Origin of the sequence: Elioraea rosea, assembly GCF_007644105.1 — a bacterium.
Classification (GTDB): Bacteria; Pseudomonadota; Alphaproteobacteria; order Acetobacterales; family Acetobacteraceae; genus Elioraea_A; species Elioraea_A rosea.
Window position 1 is genome coordinate 216,972 of record NZ_VFAC01000003.1, and the last position, 14,649, is coordinate 231,620.

General features: G+C 69.7%; 18 protein-coding genes. 7 read left to right on the top strand and 11 right to left on the bottom strand.

Annotated elements, in window-relative coordinates:
* Window position 1: 1 nt before the first annotated feature.
* The 6 genes from FIF60_RS04215 to FIF60_RS04240 form a co-directional block, all read right to left on the bottom strand.
* Window positions 2-157 (bottom strand): DUF3309 family protein, encoded by a 156-nt coding sequence (locus FIF60_RS04215; RefSeq protein WP_144184141.1) that lies wholly within the window; start codon window positions 155-157, stop codon window positions 2-4.
* A gap of 204 nt (window positions 158-361) precedes the next feature.
* Entirely contained in the window at window positions 362-517 is a 156-nt protein-coding gene (locus FIF60_RS04220) for a DUF3309 family protein (RefSeq protein WP_144184143.1), read from the bottom strand.
* A gap of 69 nt (window positions 518-586) precedes the next feature.
* Complete coding sequence (locus FIF60_RS04225; protein WP_144184145.1) at window positions 587-796, bottom strand: DUF3185 family protein; 210 nt, start codon at window positions 794-796, stop codon at window positions 587-589.
* Between the two features lie 43 nt (window positions 797-839).
* Complete coding sequence (locus FIF60_RS04230; RefSeq protein ID WP_144184147.1) at window positions 840-1,151, bottom strand: BON domain-containing protein; 312 nt, start codon at window positions 1,149-1,151, stop codon at window positions 840-842.
* Between the two features lie 45 nt (window positions 1,152-1,196).
* On the bottom strand, window positions 1,197-1,667 hold the full coding sequence (locus FIF60_RS04235; protein WP_144184149.1) for an OmpA family protein: 471 nt from the start codon (window positions 1,665-1,667) through the stop codon (window positions 1,197-1,199).
* A 44-nt stretch (window positions 1,668-1,711) separates the two neighbouring features.
* On the bottom strand, window positions 1,712-1,957 hold the full coding sequence (locus FIF60_RS04240; RefSeq protein WP_144184151.1) for a YMGG-like glycine zipper-containing protein: 246 nt from the start codon (window positions 1,955-1,957) through the stop codon (window positions 1,712-1,714).
* Between the two features lie 279 nt (window positions 1,958-2,236).
* Here FIF60_RS04240 and FIF60_RS04245 point away from each other — a divergent pair, with 279 nt between their 5' ends.
* Complete coding sequence (locus tag FIF60_RS04245) at window positions 2,237-3,643, top strand: MDR family MFS transporter (RefSeq protein ID WP_239451481.1); 1,407 nt, start codon at window positions 2,237-2,239, stop codon at window positions 3,641-3,643.
* Window positions 3,644-3,647: 4 nt separating this feature from the next.
* On the opposite strand, the gene FIF60_RS04250 is transcribed toward FIF60_RS04245, so the two are convergent.
* Both FIF60_RS04250 and FIF60_RS04255 read right to left on the bottom strand, forming a co-directional pair.
* A complete protein-coding gene (locus tag FIF60_RS04250) occupies window positions 3,648-4,223 on the bottom strand; it encodes an HNH endonuclease (protein WP_144184155.1) in 576 nt (191 codons plus the stop codon).
* A 178-nt stretch (window positions 4,224-4,401) separates the two neighbouring features.
* Window positions 4,402-5,100: an alpha/beta hydrolase gene (locus FIF60_RS04255; protein ID WP_144184157.1), complete on the bottom strand. Its 699-nt coding sequence runs from the start codon at window positions 5,098-5,100 to the stop codon at window positions 4,402-4,404.
* 42 nt (window positions 5,101-5,142) lie between these two features.
* On the opposite strand from FIF60_RS04255, the gene gluQRS reads away from it, so the two are divergent.
* Window positions 5,143-6,006 carry a tRNA glutamyl-Q(34) synthetase GluQRS gene (gene gluQRS / locus FIF60_RS04260; protein ID WP_144184159.1) on the top strand — a complete coding sequence of 288 codons (864 nt, stop codon included), beginning with the start codon at window positions 5,143-5,145 and terminating at the stop codon, window positions 6,004-6,006.
* On the opposite strand, the gene FIF60_RS04265 is transcribed toward gluQRS, so the two are convergent.
* Both FIF60_RS04265 and FIF60_RS04270 read right to left on the bottom strand, forming a co-directional pair.
* Window positions 6,007-7,710: a methyl-accepting chemotaxis protein gene (locus tag FIF60_RS04265; RefSeq protein WP_144184161.1), complete on the bottom strand. Its 1,704-nt coding sequence runs from the start codon at window positions 7,708-7,710 to the stop codon at window positions 6,007-6,009.
* A 112-nt stretch (window positions 7,711-7,822) separates the two neighbouring features.
* The gene (locus FIF60_RS04270) at window positions 7,823-8,704 is read right to left on the bottom strand and encodes an NUDIX hydrolase (protein WP_144184163.1); all 882 of its coding nucleotides are present in this window, start codon (window positions 8,702-8,704) and stop codon (window positions 7,823-7,825) included.
* Window positions 8,705-8,872: 168 nt separating this feature from the next.
* On the opposite strand from FIF60_RS04270, the gene FIF60_RS04275 reads away from it, so the two are divergent.
* The gene (locus tag FIF60_RS04275) at window positions 8,873-10,714 is read left to right on the top strand and encodes an ABCB family ABC transporter ATP-binding protein/permease (protein WP_144184165.1); all 1,842 of its coding nucleotides are present in this window, start codon (window positions 8,873-8,875) and stop codon (window positions 10,712-10,714) included.
* A 3-nt stretch (window positions 10,715-10,717) separates the two neighbouring features.
* On the opposite strand, the gene FIF60_RS04280 is transcribed toward FIF60_RS04275, so the two are convergent.
* On the bottom strand, window positions 10,718-11,692 hold the full coding sequence (locus FIF60_RS04280) for a zinc-dependent alcohol dehydrogenase family protein (protein ID WP_239451486.1): 975 nt from the start codon (window positions 11,690-11,692) through the stop codon (window positions 10,718-10,720).
* A 125-nt stretch (window positions 11,693-11,817) separates the two neighbouring features.
* Between FIF60_RS04280 and FIF60_RS04285 the strand changes: the two genes are divergently transcribed.
* From FIF60_RS04285 to tgt, 4 genes are all read left to right on the top strand, one after another.
* Window positions 11,818-12,066 carry a hypothetical protein gene (locus FIF60_RS04285; RefSeq protein ID WP_144184169.1) on the top strand — a complete coding sequence of 83 codons (249 nt, stop codon included), beginning with the start codon at window positions 11,818-11,820 and terminating at the stop codon, window positions 12,064-12,066.
* A gap of 159 nt (window positions 12,067-12,225) precedes the next feature.
* Window positions 12,226-12,519 carry a 50S ribosomal protein L28 gene (gene rpmB, locus FIF60_RS04290; RefSeq protein ID WP_144184171.1) on the top strand — a complete coding sequence of 98 codons (294 nt, stop codon included), beginning with the start codon at window positions 12,226-12,228 and terminating at the stop codon, window positions 12,517-12,519.
* A gap of 74 nt (window positions 12,520-12,593) precedes the next feature.
* Window positions 12,594-13,367, top strand: a complete 774-nt coding sequence (locus tag FIF60_RS04295; protein WP_144184173.1) for a queuosine precursor transporter — start codon at window positions 12,594-12,596, stop codon at window positions 13,365-13,367.
* A complete protein-coding gene (gene tgt / locus FIF60_RS04300; protein WP_144184175.1) occupies window positions 13,364-14,581 on the top strand; it encodes a tRNA guanosine(34) transglycosylase Tgt in 1,218 nt (405 codons plus the stop codon). The genes FIF60_RS04295 and tgt overlap by 4 nt, the downstream gene beginning before the upstream one ends.
* The last annotated feature ends 68 nt before the right edge of the window (window positions 14,582-14,649 follow it).

Below are 14,649 nucleotides of genomic sequence, written 5' to 3' on the forward strand. Positions count from 1 at the left end.
GCTAGATTCGCCCCATCAGGAGCAGCACCAGCACGACGATCAGCACGAGGCCGAGGCCGCCGCTCGGCCCGTAGCCCCAGGCGCGGCTGTGCGGCCAGGTCGGCAGTGCGCCGAGGACGAGCAGGACGAGGATGATCAGCAGGATGGTTCCGAGCATCGGGCACCTTCGTGGTTCTGGCCCGCCAAACGCGGCGTGCCTGGATGCGACGAGCGGCGACCATCGAGCACGGAGCCGATCGCGGTCGCCGGACATGTAACGCCGCCGATCCGACCTGGTTTCGCGCACCCTTGGGCGATTGCGCGGACGCCGATGACTGCAGGGTCGCCCCTGTCAGATCGTCCTATTCAGACCCGTCCCATTTCAGATCCGTCCCATCAGAAGCAGCACGAGCACGATTAGCAGGACGAGGCCGAGGCCCCCGCTCGGCAGGTAGCCCCACTCGCGGCTATGGGGCCATGTCGGAATGGCGCCCAGAACGAGCAGGATGAGGATGATGATGAGGATCGTGCCGATCATCTGACACCTATGCCTTCCGTCGTCGCGCCGGCGGGCTCGGATGCAGCGACGCCCACCGCCGCAGTGCTGTCATTTCCGCTGGGCGAACAGGGCCAGGAACAGCCCGCCCAGAACGCCAGCCCCGCCGAGGATGAAGAGCCAGGTCGTGCGGTCCGTGAACCGGCCAGTGACCGCTTCCGACACCTGCTCGAGCGGTGCGGTCGATGCGCGATAGCCGAGGATGAGCAGGACGATCCCCGCCACCACGCAGAGAGCGCCGGCGATTCGTGCCGGGGTCATGATCTGCCTCCTGGGTTGGCCTCGTTCCGAGAGAGGAGCGTGTTCACTTCACCACCAGATCGTTCCGGACAGACCGTACGCCCGCGACACCAGCGGCGATCTGCCCTGCACGCGCCTTCACGGCCTGGCTGTCGACGAAGCCGCTGAGCTGCACGACGCGGTTCTGGGTTTCCACGCCGATATCGAACGAACTGAGCCCTGAGTCGCCAAGCAGTTCGGCCTTCACCTTGGTGGTTATCGCCGAATCGTCGATGTACTCGCCGGTGCTCTGGCTGGTTGGCGTCGAGGCGCAGCCGAGCGTCGCGCTCAGCACCGCGACCGCCAGCGCAGCGCCCAGCCAGGATTTCCCCCGCATGACAATCTCCTTCGCAAGCCGTTCGGCTGAGTTGAGGTTGCGCTCCTATGGCGTCCTGACGACGGTCACATCCACCACGCGGCTGTGCGCAGGATCGGTGTCGGCCTGGCTTGCCGCCTGCCTGACCTCCCCCGTCCAGCTCGTATCGATCCGCGCAGCAGGCACCCCGGCGGAGATCAGCGCATCGCGCACGGCGGTTGCGCGGCGCTCGGAGAGCGCCATGTTCGACGGCGCGGCGCCGATACGGTCGGTCCTGCCGATCACCGTCACGCGTGTCGCTGCGCTGTTGGTCGTGACGTAGGCGACGTTGCGGGCGATCATCCTGCCGCGTTCGTTCACCTCGGCGCTGCCGGTATCGAAGTAGACCTGGTACCAGACGCCGGCGAGTTCCGGGCCGCTTGTCGCTGCATCGTGGCGCGGCGCCGATGCCTGCTGCGTCGTCTCGGTGCACGCCGCCAGCCCGGACACGAGGAATGCGGCGGCCAATATCGGCATAATATCACGAGAGCGGAACATTCCTTCCTCCTTGTTTCTTCTTGTGCTCACCGCGCAGGCCGATGCTAGCGCCAGATCGGCTTGCCGAGGTTAATCTGGTCTGGCCCGGTGAGTGCGCCGGCGCCGGCGCCGACTGCGCCGCCGATCAGTGCGCCCTCGATCGGCGAGCCGACCGCCCATCCTCCGAGCGCGCCTACGCCCGCGCCGATCCCACCGCCGCTTATCGCGCGGTCGCCCGTCGTGTTGCCGCACCCGGCAAGCGCGAACAGCGACAGGGCGCAAGCAGCAGCAGTGATTGTTGATCGCCTCATGGGTCCCTCCGGTCCTTCCCGCTCCGCAGGGCCCTTGGTCATTCGTCTGGTTCTGTCGGGGCCGAGAGGCAGGGAGCAACGTTCTTATTCTTCGAACATTGGCAAATATATGGAGTAGGCGATCGCAGGTCCAGAAGATTGTCGTGACCGGCGCGAATGGGCGGCCCCTGGCTCCGAAGTAGGAACCGCAAGGCATTGCCACGCGAGCGCCGGGAACGAGGGGCAGTCCTGCCCAGTTGACGCCTTGCCGTCCCTGCCAGGCGCAGCATGATCGCGCGCGTGCCAGACGTCGCCCCATCGCCGCAACGAAGCCCGCGCCTGACCGCCCTCGTCGTCGCGAGCGCGCTCTTCATGCAGAACGTCGACAGCACGGTGATCGCCACCGCGCTGCCCGCGATGGCGGCGAGCTTCGGGTCGGACGTGCTTCGCCTCTCCCTCGCGCTCACCGCCTACATGCTCAGCCTCGCGGTGTTCATCCCCGCCTCGGGCTGGATCGCAGACCGGTTCGGCCCGCGCGAGGTGTTCCGCTCGGCGATCGTCGTGTTCTGCGCTGGCTCCGCCCTGTCGGGCCTCGCGCCGAGCCTGCCCGTTCTCGTTCTCGGGCGCGTGGTGCAGGGCATCGGCGGTGCGCTGATGGTGCCGGTCGGGCGGCTCGTGCTGCTGCGCTCGGTGCCGAAATCCGAGCTCGTCTCAGCCATGGCCTGGCTCACCATGCCTGCGCTGATCGGGCCCATCATCGGCCCGCCTCTCGGGGGGCTGATCGTCACGCATGCCTCATGGCGTTGGGTGTTCTTCCTAAACCTCCCGGTCGGGCTGCTCGGCATCGTCCTCGTCTCGCGGCTCATCCCGGGCGGCAAGCCATCAGGCCGGCGTGCGCTCGACGCGCCCGGTCTCGTCCTGTCGGGGCTCGCGCTCACCGGGCTGATCTTCGGGGCGGAGCTTGCCTCGCGGCCGATCTTCGGGCCCGAGCTCGGCCTCGCGATCCTCGCCTTCGGCCTCGGCGCGGGCGTGCTCTATGTGCGCCACGCGCTCGGCATGCCCCGGCCCGTGCTCGACCTCAGGCTGCTCGGTGTGCCGAGCTTCGGCGTCTCCGTCCTGGCCGGCTCGCTGTTCCGGCTCGGCGTCGGCGCGGTTCCGTTCCTGCTGCCGACGATGCTCCAGGTCGGGTTCGGGATGAGCGCGGCCGAGGCAGGGCTCGTCACCTTCTCCGCCTCCGTCGGCGCGATCGCGATGAAGCCCGCCGCCGGGCCGCTGCTCAGACGGTTCGGGTTCAGAACGCTGCTCCTGTGGAACGGCATCGTGAGCACGCTGACGCTCGCCGCCTGCGCCCTGTTCCGTCCCGACACGCCGTGGTGGATGCTGCATGGCGTGCTGATCGCTGGCGGCTTCTTCCGAAGCCTGCAGTTCACCTCCTTCAACACGATCGCCTTCGCCGATATCCGCCAGCACCGCATGGCGGACGCGACAGGCTTCTACTCGACGATGCAGCAGGTGAGCCTCACGCTCGGCGTCGTCGCCGCGGCAGCGACGCTCGAGGCCTCGATGCATCTCGGCGGGCGCGCGACGCCGGCGATTGCGGATTTCTCGACCGGCTTCCTCGTCGTCTCCGCAGCGATGGCGGCCTCGGTTCCGGTTGTCGCCCGGCTGAGGCCAGACGCCGGCTCGGTGCTGTCCGGCAAGCCGTGAAGCGTCAGCTCTCCAGCTCGGTATCCCAGTAGAGATAGTCCCGCCAGCTCTCGTGCAGGTAGTTGGGCGGGAAGGCGCGGCCATTGTCCTGCAGCTCCCAGCTCGTCGGCTGGCGCGGCGGGTTCATCGGCCACATCTGGCACTCGCGCGGCAGGCGCGAGCCCTTGCGCAGGTTGCAGCAGGAACAGGCGGTGACGACGTTCTCCCACGTCGTGCGCCCGCCCTTCGAGCGCGGGATCACATGGTCGAAGGTGAGGTCCTGGGTGGGGTGGCCGTCGCCGCAGTACTGGCACTCGAAGCGGTCGCGAAGGAACACGTTGAACCGCGTGAAGGCCGGGCGCCGCGCGGCGGGGATATACTCCTTCAGCGCGATCACCGAAGGCAGGCGCATCGCCATCGAGGGCGAGTGCACCAGCGTCTCATACTCCGACAGCACGGAGACGCGATCCATGAACACGGCCTTCACCGCGTCCTGCCAGGACCAGACCGACAACGGAAAGTAGGACAACGGGCGGAAATCGGCGTTCAGGACGAGCGCCGGGTAGTGGGAACGCGCGAGACTGGTTCCGCCATCAGGCAAGAAGCACTCCCCTTACGGGCTGCTCCCACAACATGCCTGGCCCCGTCTCCCGGGGCGCTACCACATGATGTGGCGCAGCCGTTCGACTGCGAGCGTTATGCACAGAAGGCGTGGCGAAGTCCAGCGACCGGCGTGGCCGATCACCGAAGCTTCACGGGCGGTCTGTGCACAGGGGACGTCAGTTCACCGTGGTCGCATGCGGTGCGGCGGCCGGCACCTTGCCATCCGCCCAGTCGGCGAGGAAGGCGGCACCCGCGCCGACGGATTCGGCATCGAGCGCATGGCCGAGCCCGCGCCGGAACAGAGCGCGCACCGGAACGGAGAGGTCCTTGAGCACGCGCTGGGCGGTGTCGGAATAGCCTGGGTGGATGACCTGGTCGTCCGAGCCGTGTACCAGCAGCACCGGCGGCTTCCAGCGAAGCTCGGCCGGAAGGCGCGTGTCGCCGACGAGCGCGCCGGAATAGGCGACGATCGCCCCGGGCCCCGGGTCGCGCCTGAGCCCGCTCCAGAGCGCCATCATCGCGCCCTGGCTGAAGCCGACGAGGGCGACGTCGCGCGCGCGAAGCTTGAGCCGTGCGCGCTCGGCATCGACGAAGGCATCGAGAACAGCGACGGCCTCTTCGATGCCTGCGTGGAGCTGCGAGACGGGAATGTCGCCGATCTCGAACCACTGCCTCTGGTCGGGCGCGTTCCTCGGGAAGAAGGGCGCGGTGGGGGCGACGAAGGCGGCATGCGGCAGGGCAGGGGCGAGAAGGGGCGCGAGCATGTCGATGTCCTCGCCGTCCGAGCCGAGGCCGTGCAGCAGCACGACGAGCTGCTTGGCTGCGCGGCCCGATTTCGGCGCGTGCCGCGGGCCGTCGAGCGCGATCGGTGCCATGGCTCTCTCCCTTCCGTGTGCCCCGCGCGATAGCCTGAGACGATGGACGGCGCAACCGTGGTCACCCGCTTCGCCCCAAGCCCGACGGGGAGGCTGCATCTCGGCTCGGCGCATTCTGCGCTCTTCGCGGAGCGCTGCGCGCGCGAGGCGGGCGGGCGGTTCCTCGTCAGGATCGAGGACATCGACCGGGCGCGCTGCCGCCCCGAGCACGCCGCCGCCATGCTCGAGGACCTGGCCTGGCTCGGCCTCGCCTGGGACGGTCCGGTGCGCGTGCAGTCGGAGCATTCCGACGAATACGCCGCCGCACTCGAGACGCTCCGCGCGCGCGACCTGCTCTATCCGTGCTTCTGCACCCGCACCGACATCGCCCGCGAGATCGCAGCGATCGGCGGCGCGCCCCACGGCGCGGACGGGCCAGTCTATCCGGGAACCTGCCGCGCCATGGCCGAGAGCGAACGGCGCGCCCGCATCGCCGCTGGAGAGCCGCATGCGTTCCGCCTCGATATCGCTGCCGCGCTTGCCTCGGTCACACGCCCTCTTCTGTGCGAGGAGGTGGGCGAAGGCGTGTTCGAGGCCGACCCTGCGGCGCTGTTCGGCGATGTCGTGCTCGCGCGGAAGGACACGCCGGCGAGCTATCATCTCTGCGCGACCCATGACGACGCGCTGCAGGGCGTGACGCTCGTGACGCGCGGTGACGACCTCAAGCCCGCGGTGCACCTGCACAGGCTGCTTCAGGCGCTGATGGGCTGGCCCGTGCCGCGCTGGCGCCACCACGCGCTGCTGGCCGGCCCCGATGGACGGCGGCTTGCCAAGCGCGACGGGTCGCTCGCCATCACCGCATTGCGAGAAGCCGGCCACAGCCCCGCAGAGGTGCGGGCCATGGCCGGCTTCCCCGACAAGGCGTGATCAGGCCGCCTTCATCTCCGCGAGGAACGTCTCGACCTGGCTGCGCAGCGTCTCCGCTCCGGCGCTAAGCTCGCGCGCCGCCGACTGGACCTGCGCTGCCGCCGCGCCCGACCCGGCCGCCGCCTCGTTCACCGAGGAGATGTTGACCGTCACGGACGCAGTGCCGGACGAGGCCTCCTGCACGTTCCGTGCAATCTCGCCCGTCGCCGCGCCCTGCTCCTCCACAGCCGCAGCGATCGAGGTCGCGATCTGGCTGAGCCGACCGATCACCTCGCCCATCGCGCGGATGGCCTCGACCACGCGGGCCGTCTCGCCCTGCACCGCGCTCACCTGCCCGGCGATCTCCTCCGTGGCCTTGCCTGTCTGCGCGGCGAGGTTCTTCACCTCGGAGGCGACGACGGCGAAGCCCTTGCCGGCCTCGCCCGCGCGCGCCGCCTCGATCGTTGCATTGAGCGCGAGCAGGTTGGTCTGCCCCGCGATCTCGCTGATCAGGCGCACCACCTCGGAGATGCGCTGCGCGTTCTCCGACAGCGCATGCACGGTCGCGCCGGTGCGTGTCGCTTCCTGCACGGCCTCCTCGGCGATCCGCGTGCTCTCCGCCACCTGGCGCGAGATCTCGCTCACGGAGGCGGCGAGCTCCTCCGCGGCGGAGGCGACCGTCTGCACGTTGGCGGAGGCCTGCTCCGCTGCAGCGGCGACGGCGGAGGCCTGGCGCGAGGTCTCCTCCGCGCCGGCGGCCATGCCGGTCGCCGTCGCCTCCATCTCGGTCGCGGCGGTCGCGACGGTGCGGACGACGCTCCCCGCCTCCGCCTCGAATATGCGGGTGATCTGCTCCACGCGCCTTGCCCGCTCTGCCTTCGCCTCTGCCTCCTTGAGCTGGGCTGCCTGCATCTCGCGGGTGCGGATCAGGTTGTCGCGGAACACCGCCATGGTGCGCGCGATGTCGCCCACCTCATCCTTCCGCTCGCCCCCCGTGATCGGCGCGTCGGTGTCTCCCTCGGCGAGCGCGTTGAGGCGCGTCACCGCCGTAGCGATCGGGCGGGCGACGGCGCGGGTGCCGGTGAACCAGCCGAGCGCGAGGCCGCCGATCATGCCCGCCGCCACGACGGCGGTCATGATGACCGTCAGCTGCCTGCCATGGGCGATGCCCCCCGTCGCGATGCTGTCGGCCTTCTGGTCGGAATAGGTGTTGAAGGCTGACATTGCGGCGATCAGCGCCTCGGCGGCCGTGCGGCTCTCCATCACCGAACGGTTTATGGCGGCTGAAGCCTCGTTCGACTGCACCTGCCCGCCGAGGCGGCGGACCGTCGCAACTGTCGCGTCGAACTCTGCGGAATAGCGCTGCCAGGCCGCCTCGACCGGCTGAAGGAGCAGCAACTGCTCGGCATCGGCTGAGCGGCGAAGCATCCCGAGCCGCTGTTCGAACTGCGCCTTCGCGGCTTTTGCCACCTCTTCGGCGTAGCGCATGGTGTCCGCCGAGGGGTCGGCCGCGAGCCGGAACTCGGCGCGGTTCAGCACCAGGGCATCGCGGCTCGCCCGAGCGCCGGTGAGTGCTTCATCCGCAGTCAGGCTCACCTCGTTGAGGTCATCCGAGAGAGTCAGGATGCCCTGGACGCCGACGCCGGCGACCACGCCGGTTATCGCGAGCATCAGCAGGACCAGCAGAAGCACTTTCCTGGCGATCTTCAGGTTTGCGAAGCCCATGGCACGAGTTCCTCACCGTTGTTTCGGGTACCCTTCTCCCCGAAGGCGGGGTACCGCGGTGCGGATCGTCGTGCAGAAGCATGACTGTACCGTTACGGCTCCGTGTCGCTCGTCAGCCTCCCTGGTCCAGCCCGGCGCGGAGTCGTTCCGCGATTCGGCCCGCCGGGATGATTTGCTCCCTGATCAGAAGCTCTATGAGCACGAGGTTCACGTTGAACTTGAAGACGTCGCTGTCGCGCACGGCCTCCGCCACGCGCCGGATCGGCCACAGCTCGAACCGCGCCACCTCGCTGTCACTCGGCCGGGGCTCGAACCCCTCGGGAAGCTCAAGGTCGTAGATGTGCAGCACGTCGCGCCGCATGCCGCGGGCCTGGCGAGGCGCGTTCCAGGCCATCACGTAGCCGATCGTGCCGACCTTCCTCGCCGTTGCCGCCAGGGCGGGCGGGATCGACGCTTCCTCCTCCGCCTCCTTCACGAGCGTCTCGTCCGGTCCGAGCCCCGCCGCGATGCCCCCTGCCACGACGTGGTCGAGCTTGCCGGGATCGACCGACTTGTCCGCCGCGCGCACCCCGACCCAGAGATGCAGCCCATCGGCGCGGCGGACCAGGCCGTTGACGTGCACCCCCTCCGCGCGCACCCCGAAGGCCGGCACGGCGGAGCGGTCGAGCATCGCGAGGGATGGCCCCCCCGGGTCCGATCGCACGTCGTAGCGCTCGCCGCGAAGCCGGGGGATCAGCCCGGTCTCGACGAGGTCTGCCACCGCCTGCGCCAGCGCATCGCTGCGCGCCCCGGGGCTTCTCAGCTTTCCTGCCATCGACACGCCGCGGCCGTCGAAATGGAAGCTCGCCGGCCGGAAGGTGAGCGCGCGCACGATGTCCGGCGCGAGCCAGCCGACGGGCCGGCCCTCGATCAGGAACGGCTCGAAGCCCGTAGGGGAGGGGAGGTCATTGCAGCGCGCGATGTGGCGCCACCAGGGCGCGAGATCGGGGTCCATGCCCGGACCCTCGCATGCCCCGCCCGCATCATCCACCGGTGCCAACCCGGAGGATGGATGGGTGCCATGCCCGGCCCCGGGCTTTGCCTCCGCCCGGCGCACGCGACATAAGAGGCATCAGGAGCATGGCGCCGTGGCCCTGCCGCGGCGGTTGACGACAGAGGGTCCGTGAACAGCACACCCCCACCGACGGCCGGCGGCCTTTCGGGCCCGCCGGCGAGAAGCCACGCCGACACGCTTCGGTCGCTGCTGCCCTATGTGTGGCCGAAGGGCGAGCCCGGCTTGCGGGCGCGCGTCGTCGTCGCGCTGGCGGCCCTGATCCTCGCCAAGGTCGCGACCGTCTACGTGCCCGTGGTGCTGTCCTGGGCGGTCGATGCGCTGACGCCTGCGGAGGGAAGGGGGGCGATCGTCGCCGTTCCGGTGGCGATCGTGGTCGCCTATGGTCTTCTCCGGTTCGCCGCCTCGATGTTCCAGGAACTGCGCGATGCGGTGTTCTCTGCCGTGGCGCAGCGGGCGGTGCGGCGCGTGGGGCACGCGACCTTCCAGCACCTGCACGCTCTCTCCCTCCGCTTCCACCTCGACAGGCAGACGGGCGGGCTCTCGCGCGCCATCGAACGCGGCACCAAGGGCATCGACACGGTGCTGCGCTTCGCCCTGTTCTCGACCCTGCCGACGCTTCTGGAGATCGGGCTCGCCACTGTCGTCCTCTGGGTGGCGCTCGGCTGGCAGTTCGCCCTCGTCGTGTTCCTCACGCTCACCTTCTACGTCGCCTTCACGCTCGTCTTCACCGAGTGGCGCGTGCGCTTCCGCCGCACCATGAACGAGACGGACCAGGAGGCGACGACCAAGGCGATCGACAGCCTGCTGAACTTCGAGACGGTGAAGTATTTCGGCAACGAGGCGCATGAGGCCCGGCGCTTCGACACCGCGCTCGCGGCCTATGAGCGGGCAGCGGTGAAGAACCAGGTGACGCTGAACGCGCTCAACCTCGGCCAGGCGACGATCATCGCGCTGGGGCTGACGGTGGTCATGCTGCTCGCAGCGCGGGGCGTCGTCTCCGGCTCGCTGACCGTCGGGCAGTTCGTGATGGCGAACACATTTCTGATCCAGCTCTACGCGCCGCTGAACTTCCTCGGCTTCGCCTACCGCGAGATCAAGCAGGGGCTCGTGGACATGGAGGCGATGTTCCGCCTGCTCGCGGTCGAGCGTGAGGTGGCCGATATGCCAGGCGCAAAGCCGCTTGCGGTGCCGGCGGGCGAGGTGCGGTTCGAGAACGTCCGCTTCGCCTACCGGCCGGATCGCGGCATCCTCGACGGCGTCTCCTTCACCGTGCCTGCCGGGCATACGGTGGCGATCGTCGGGCCTTCGGGGGCCGGCAAGAGCACGATCTCGCGGCTTCTCTTCCGCTTCTATGACCCCCAGGAGGGGCGCATCGTGATCGACGGGCAGGACATCGCGTCCGTCACCCAGGCGAGCCTGCGCGCCGCCATCGGCATCGTCCCGCAGGACACGGTGCTGTTCAACGACACCATCGCCTACAACGTCCGCTATGGCCGCATCGATGCCTCGGAGGCCGAGATCGAGCAGGCCGCGCGGCTTGCCCGCATCCACGATTTCGTCGTCTCGACGCCCGACGGCTATGCCACGCGGGTGGGCGAGCGGGGGCTCAAGCTCTCGGGCGGCGAGAAGCAGCGCGTCGCGATCGCGCGGACCATCCTGAAGAACCCGCCGATCCTGCTGTTCGACGAGGCAACCTCCGCGCTCGATACGCAGACCGAGCAGGCGATCCAGGCCAATCTCCGCGAGATCTCGCGCGACCGCACGACGCTCGTGATCGCACACCGCCTCTCGACCGTGGTGGACGCAGACGAGATCCTCGTGCTCGACGCGGGACGAATCGCCGAGCGCGGCACCCATGCCGCGCTGCTTGCGAAGGACGGGCTGTACGCGGCGATGTGGCGCCGCCAGGCCGAGCAGGACGAGGCAGAAGCCGAGGCGCCCGCGAAGTAGGCGTCAGGGAACGAGGACGAGCGCGCCGGTCACCTCGCCGGCGCGGAGCCTGTCGAGCGCCTCCTGCGCCTTCTCGAGCGGCAGGACCTCCACCTCCGTGCGCACCGGAACCTCTGGTGCGAGGGCGAGGAAGGCGAGACCGTCCGCCCGCGTGAGATTGGCGACGGAGCGGATCACCCTTTCACCCCAGAGATCGGCATAGGGGAAGGAGGGGATGTCGCTCATGTGGATGCCTGCGCAGACGACGACCCCGCCACGGATCGTGGCCTTGAGCGCCGCTGGCACCAACGCGCCGACCGGGGCGAACAGGATCGCTGCGTCGAGCGGCTCGGGCGGCGCCTCGTCCGACCCGCCTGCCCAGACGGCGCCGAGGCGCGTCGCGAAGCCCTGCGCGGCCGTGTCGCCCGGGCGGGTGAACGCATAGACCTCCCGCCCCTCGTGCCGCGCGACCTGCGCGACGATGTGCGCCGCCGCGCCGAACCCGTAGAGGCCAAGTCGCTTCGCATCCCCCGCCATCCTGAGCGCGCGATGACCGATCAGCCCGGCGCAGAGGAGCGGCGCCGCCTCGGTATCGGCGTACTGCGCCGGAATGGGCAGGCAGTAGCGGGCATCCGCGACCACGTGCTCGGCATAGCCGCCATCGATCTGCCAGCCGGTGAAGCGGGCCTCGGCGCAGAGATTCTCCCGTCCCTCGCGGCAGAACCGGCAGGTGCCGCAGGTCCAGCCAAGCCAGGGAACGCCGACGCGGTCTCCCACGCGGAGGTCCGCCACCCCTTCGCCGAGCGCCTCGACGCGCCCCACGATCTCGTGGCCCGGCACGACACCCGCCCGGGCCTGGGGCAGGTCGCCGTCCACCACGTGGAGGTCGGTCCGGCACACGGCGCAGGCGGAGACCTTGATGAGCACCTGACCGGGGCCGGGCCCAGGCACGGTGCGGCAGATGAGCCGCAGCCTTTGTCTGGGGGCGGGCAGGACCATGGCGCGCGAGCTCGGCATCGGCCGATCATGCCACGGGCATGGCACGCCTGCGCAGGCGGCGGAGGGGTTTATCCGCCCCGACCCCGGCCCCATCTGGCAGACACACCAGCGAAGGAGAGCGCGGCATGCAGTTCGACACCGAGGGCAACGCGCCGGCTGACCTGAGCCATGCCGGCTCGGTCGTCGACAAGGCCATCGAGTACATGATGGAGCAGAAGATCGGCTCCCTCTCGGCTGCATCGGCGCTTCTCGGCGGCGCGCTCGGGCTGCTTTCCCGGTCCATGAGCGATGACGCCATCATCCAGGTGCTGAACAACGCCATCGCCTCGGTGAAGGCGGGCGAACTCAGGGCCGACGGGCCGCCCCAGGGCTGAGCGGTGGCCGGGCCAGCCTCCGCAGGGCTGGACCTCGCGCCCGCGCCTTGACGCGGGCGGCATCGGCGGATAGAAGCCGCGTCTTCGCACGGGTCGGCCCTCGGGGGCCTGCCCCGGTTCTGGCCGTTTGGTCTAGGTCGTTCGGAAGGATCAGGTGTCATGGCGCGTCGCTGCGGCGTCACGGGCAAGGGTGTGCTGACGGGCAACAATGTCAGCCATGCCAACAACAAGTCGCGCCGGCGCTTCCTGCCGAACCTGCAGGTCGCCTCGATGATGTCGGAGGTGCTCGGCACCACGATCCGCATGCGCATGACGACGCGCGGCATCCGCACCATCGAGCACAATGGCGGCATCGATGCCTGGCTGCTCGGCACGCCCGACCGGAAGCTTTCCGACGAGGCGCGGGTGCTGAAGCGCCGGCTCGAGCGCGCGAAGGCCAAGAAGGCCGCCTGATGGCCGGCCGCCTCGCGCGGCACAGGGAAGGGCCCGCTTCGGCGGGCCTTTTTTCATCCGGCGGCTAGCCTCCCATGCTTCCCCTCTCGCCGGCCGGCCTGGTCGCGGCGCTGAACGCGCTGCCGCCCGATGCCGTCTGGGCGCTCATGGTTCTCGCCGCCTTCGGCGCGGTTCTCGCGCTGCTCGCCGCCTTCGGGCGGGCGGGGCTCTACGTGTTCGTCGCCGTCGCGGTTGTGGCGGCCAACCTCCAGGTGCTGAAGGTGGTGCCCTTCGCGGTGCTGCCCGGGCCGGTCGCGGAAGGCACGGTCGTCTTCGCCGCGACCTATCTCGCGACCGACATCCTCGCCGAACACTATGGCGCCGCGGCTGCGCGCAAGGCCGTGTGGCTCGGCTTCGCCGCGCACCTGACGATGACGGTCCTGATGCTTCTCGCGCTCGGCTACCGTCCGCTCGATGCCGCGACCGCCGGTGCGGACCTCGCCTGGGCGCTTCCCTATCACGACCATCTCGCCGCCCTCTTCACGCCCGCGCCCGCGCTGTTCGCCGCCGGAATGACGAGCTACCTCGCGAGCCAGTTCCTCGACATCCGTCTCTTCACCGCCATCCGTGCGGCGACTGGCGGGCGCGCGCTCTGGCTTCGCAACACCGCGAGCACCTCGATCTCGGCGCTGGTCGACAGCGCGCTGTTCTCGACCCTCGCCTTCGTGGTGTTCGCCGAGCACCCGGTTCCATGGGACGTGCTGTGCCGCACCTACATTCTCGGCACCTGGCTCGTGCGCGTGCTTCTCGCGGTTCTCGACACCCCGGCGATGTATCTCGCGGGACGGCTGGTGCGGGAGGAGCGATGAGCGCGCGCTACCCCGCCCATCGCTTCACCGTGACGGGCCGTGACGGCAGGACACGCGCGCGCACCGGGCGGATCGAGACGCCGCACGGTGTGGTCGAGACGCCGGCCTTCGTTCTCTGCGCAACGCGCGGGGCCCTGAAGGCAGCGACGATGGAGGACGTGCGCGCGCTTGGGGCATCGCTCGTTCTCGGCAACACCTATCACCTGATGCTCGCTCCTGGCGCCGAGCGCATCGCTGCACTCGGCGGCCTCGCTGCGATGACGGGCTGGCGCGGCCCGACGCTGACCGACAGCGGCGGGTTCCAGATCTTCTCGATGGGCCATGGCGGTGTCGCAGCCGAGATCAAGGGAAACCGTTCGGGCACGCCCGCGGCGACGCTTCTGCGCATCGAGGAGGCGGCGGCGACGTTCCGCTCCTATATCGATGGCTCGGTGCACCGGCTCTCGCCCGAGATCTCGCTCTCCGTCCAGGGCGCGATCGGGGCCGATCTCGTCGTCGTGCTCGACGAATGCACGCCCTTCCATGCAGACCGTGGCTATGTCGAGCGCGCGCTGGCGCGAACCTTCCGCTGGTCGCGCCGCTCGCTCGCCGCCTTCGATGCGCGGCAGGGGCAGGGCAGCGCGGGGCCGCAGGCGCTCGTCGGTATCGCGGGCGGGCATGTGCACGAGGATCTCAGGCGCGAGGCGGCGGAGTTCGTCAACGGCGAGGACTTCTTCGCCCACGCGATCGGCGACTCGCTTGGCGGCGACCGCGCCCAGATGCACGCCATCGTTGCCTTACAGGCGCCGTTGCTCCGCCCCGACAGGCCGATCCACCTCCTCGGCATCGGCCAGGTGGCCGATATCTGGCATGGCGCGGCCCAGGGCATTGACACGTTCGACTGCGTGCACCCGACCCGGATCGCACGCCATGGCGGCGCGCTCGTGCGAATGTGCGAGGAGACCTCCGGGCGCGACCACCTGAACCTCCGCAACGCTCGCTTCCGAGATGACGCCCGCCCGCTCGAGGAGGGCTGCGACTGCCCCGCCTGCTCTGCCGGGCTCTCGCGCGCCTATCTCCACCATCTGCTCAAGGTGGACGAGCTCGCCGGGCTGCTGCTGGTGACGCGTCACAACATCCGCTTCATGACGCGGTTGATGGCGGCGGTGCGGAAAGCGATCGCGGCCGGGCGCGTACGCGAGGAGGCGGCCGCCTGGGGCGTCAGCCTCAGCTGAGCGCGGCGCCGCGACATCGTTGCTGTAGGTCAATGAAACATTGCACGGGCTGGCGTTAGTTTCCCATT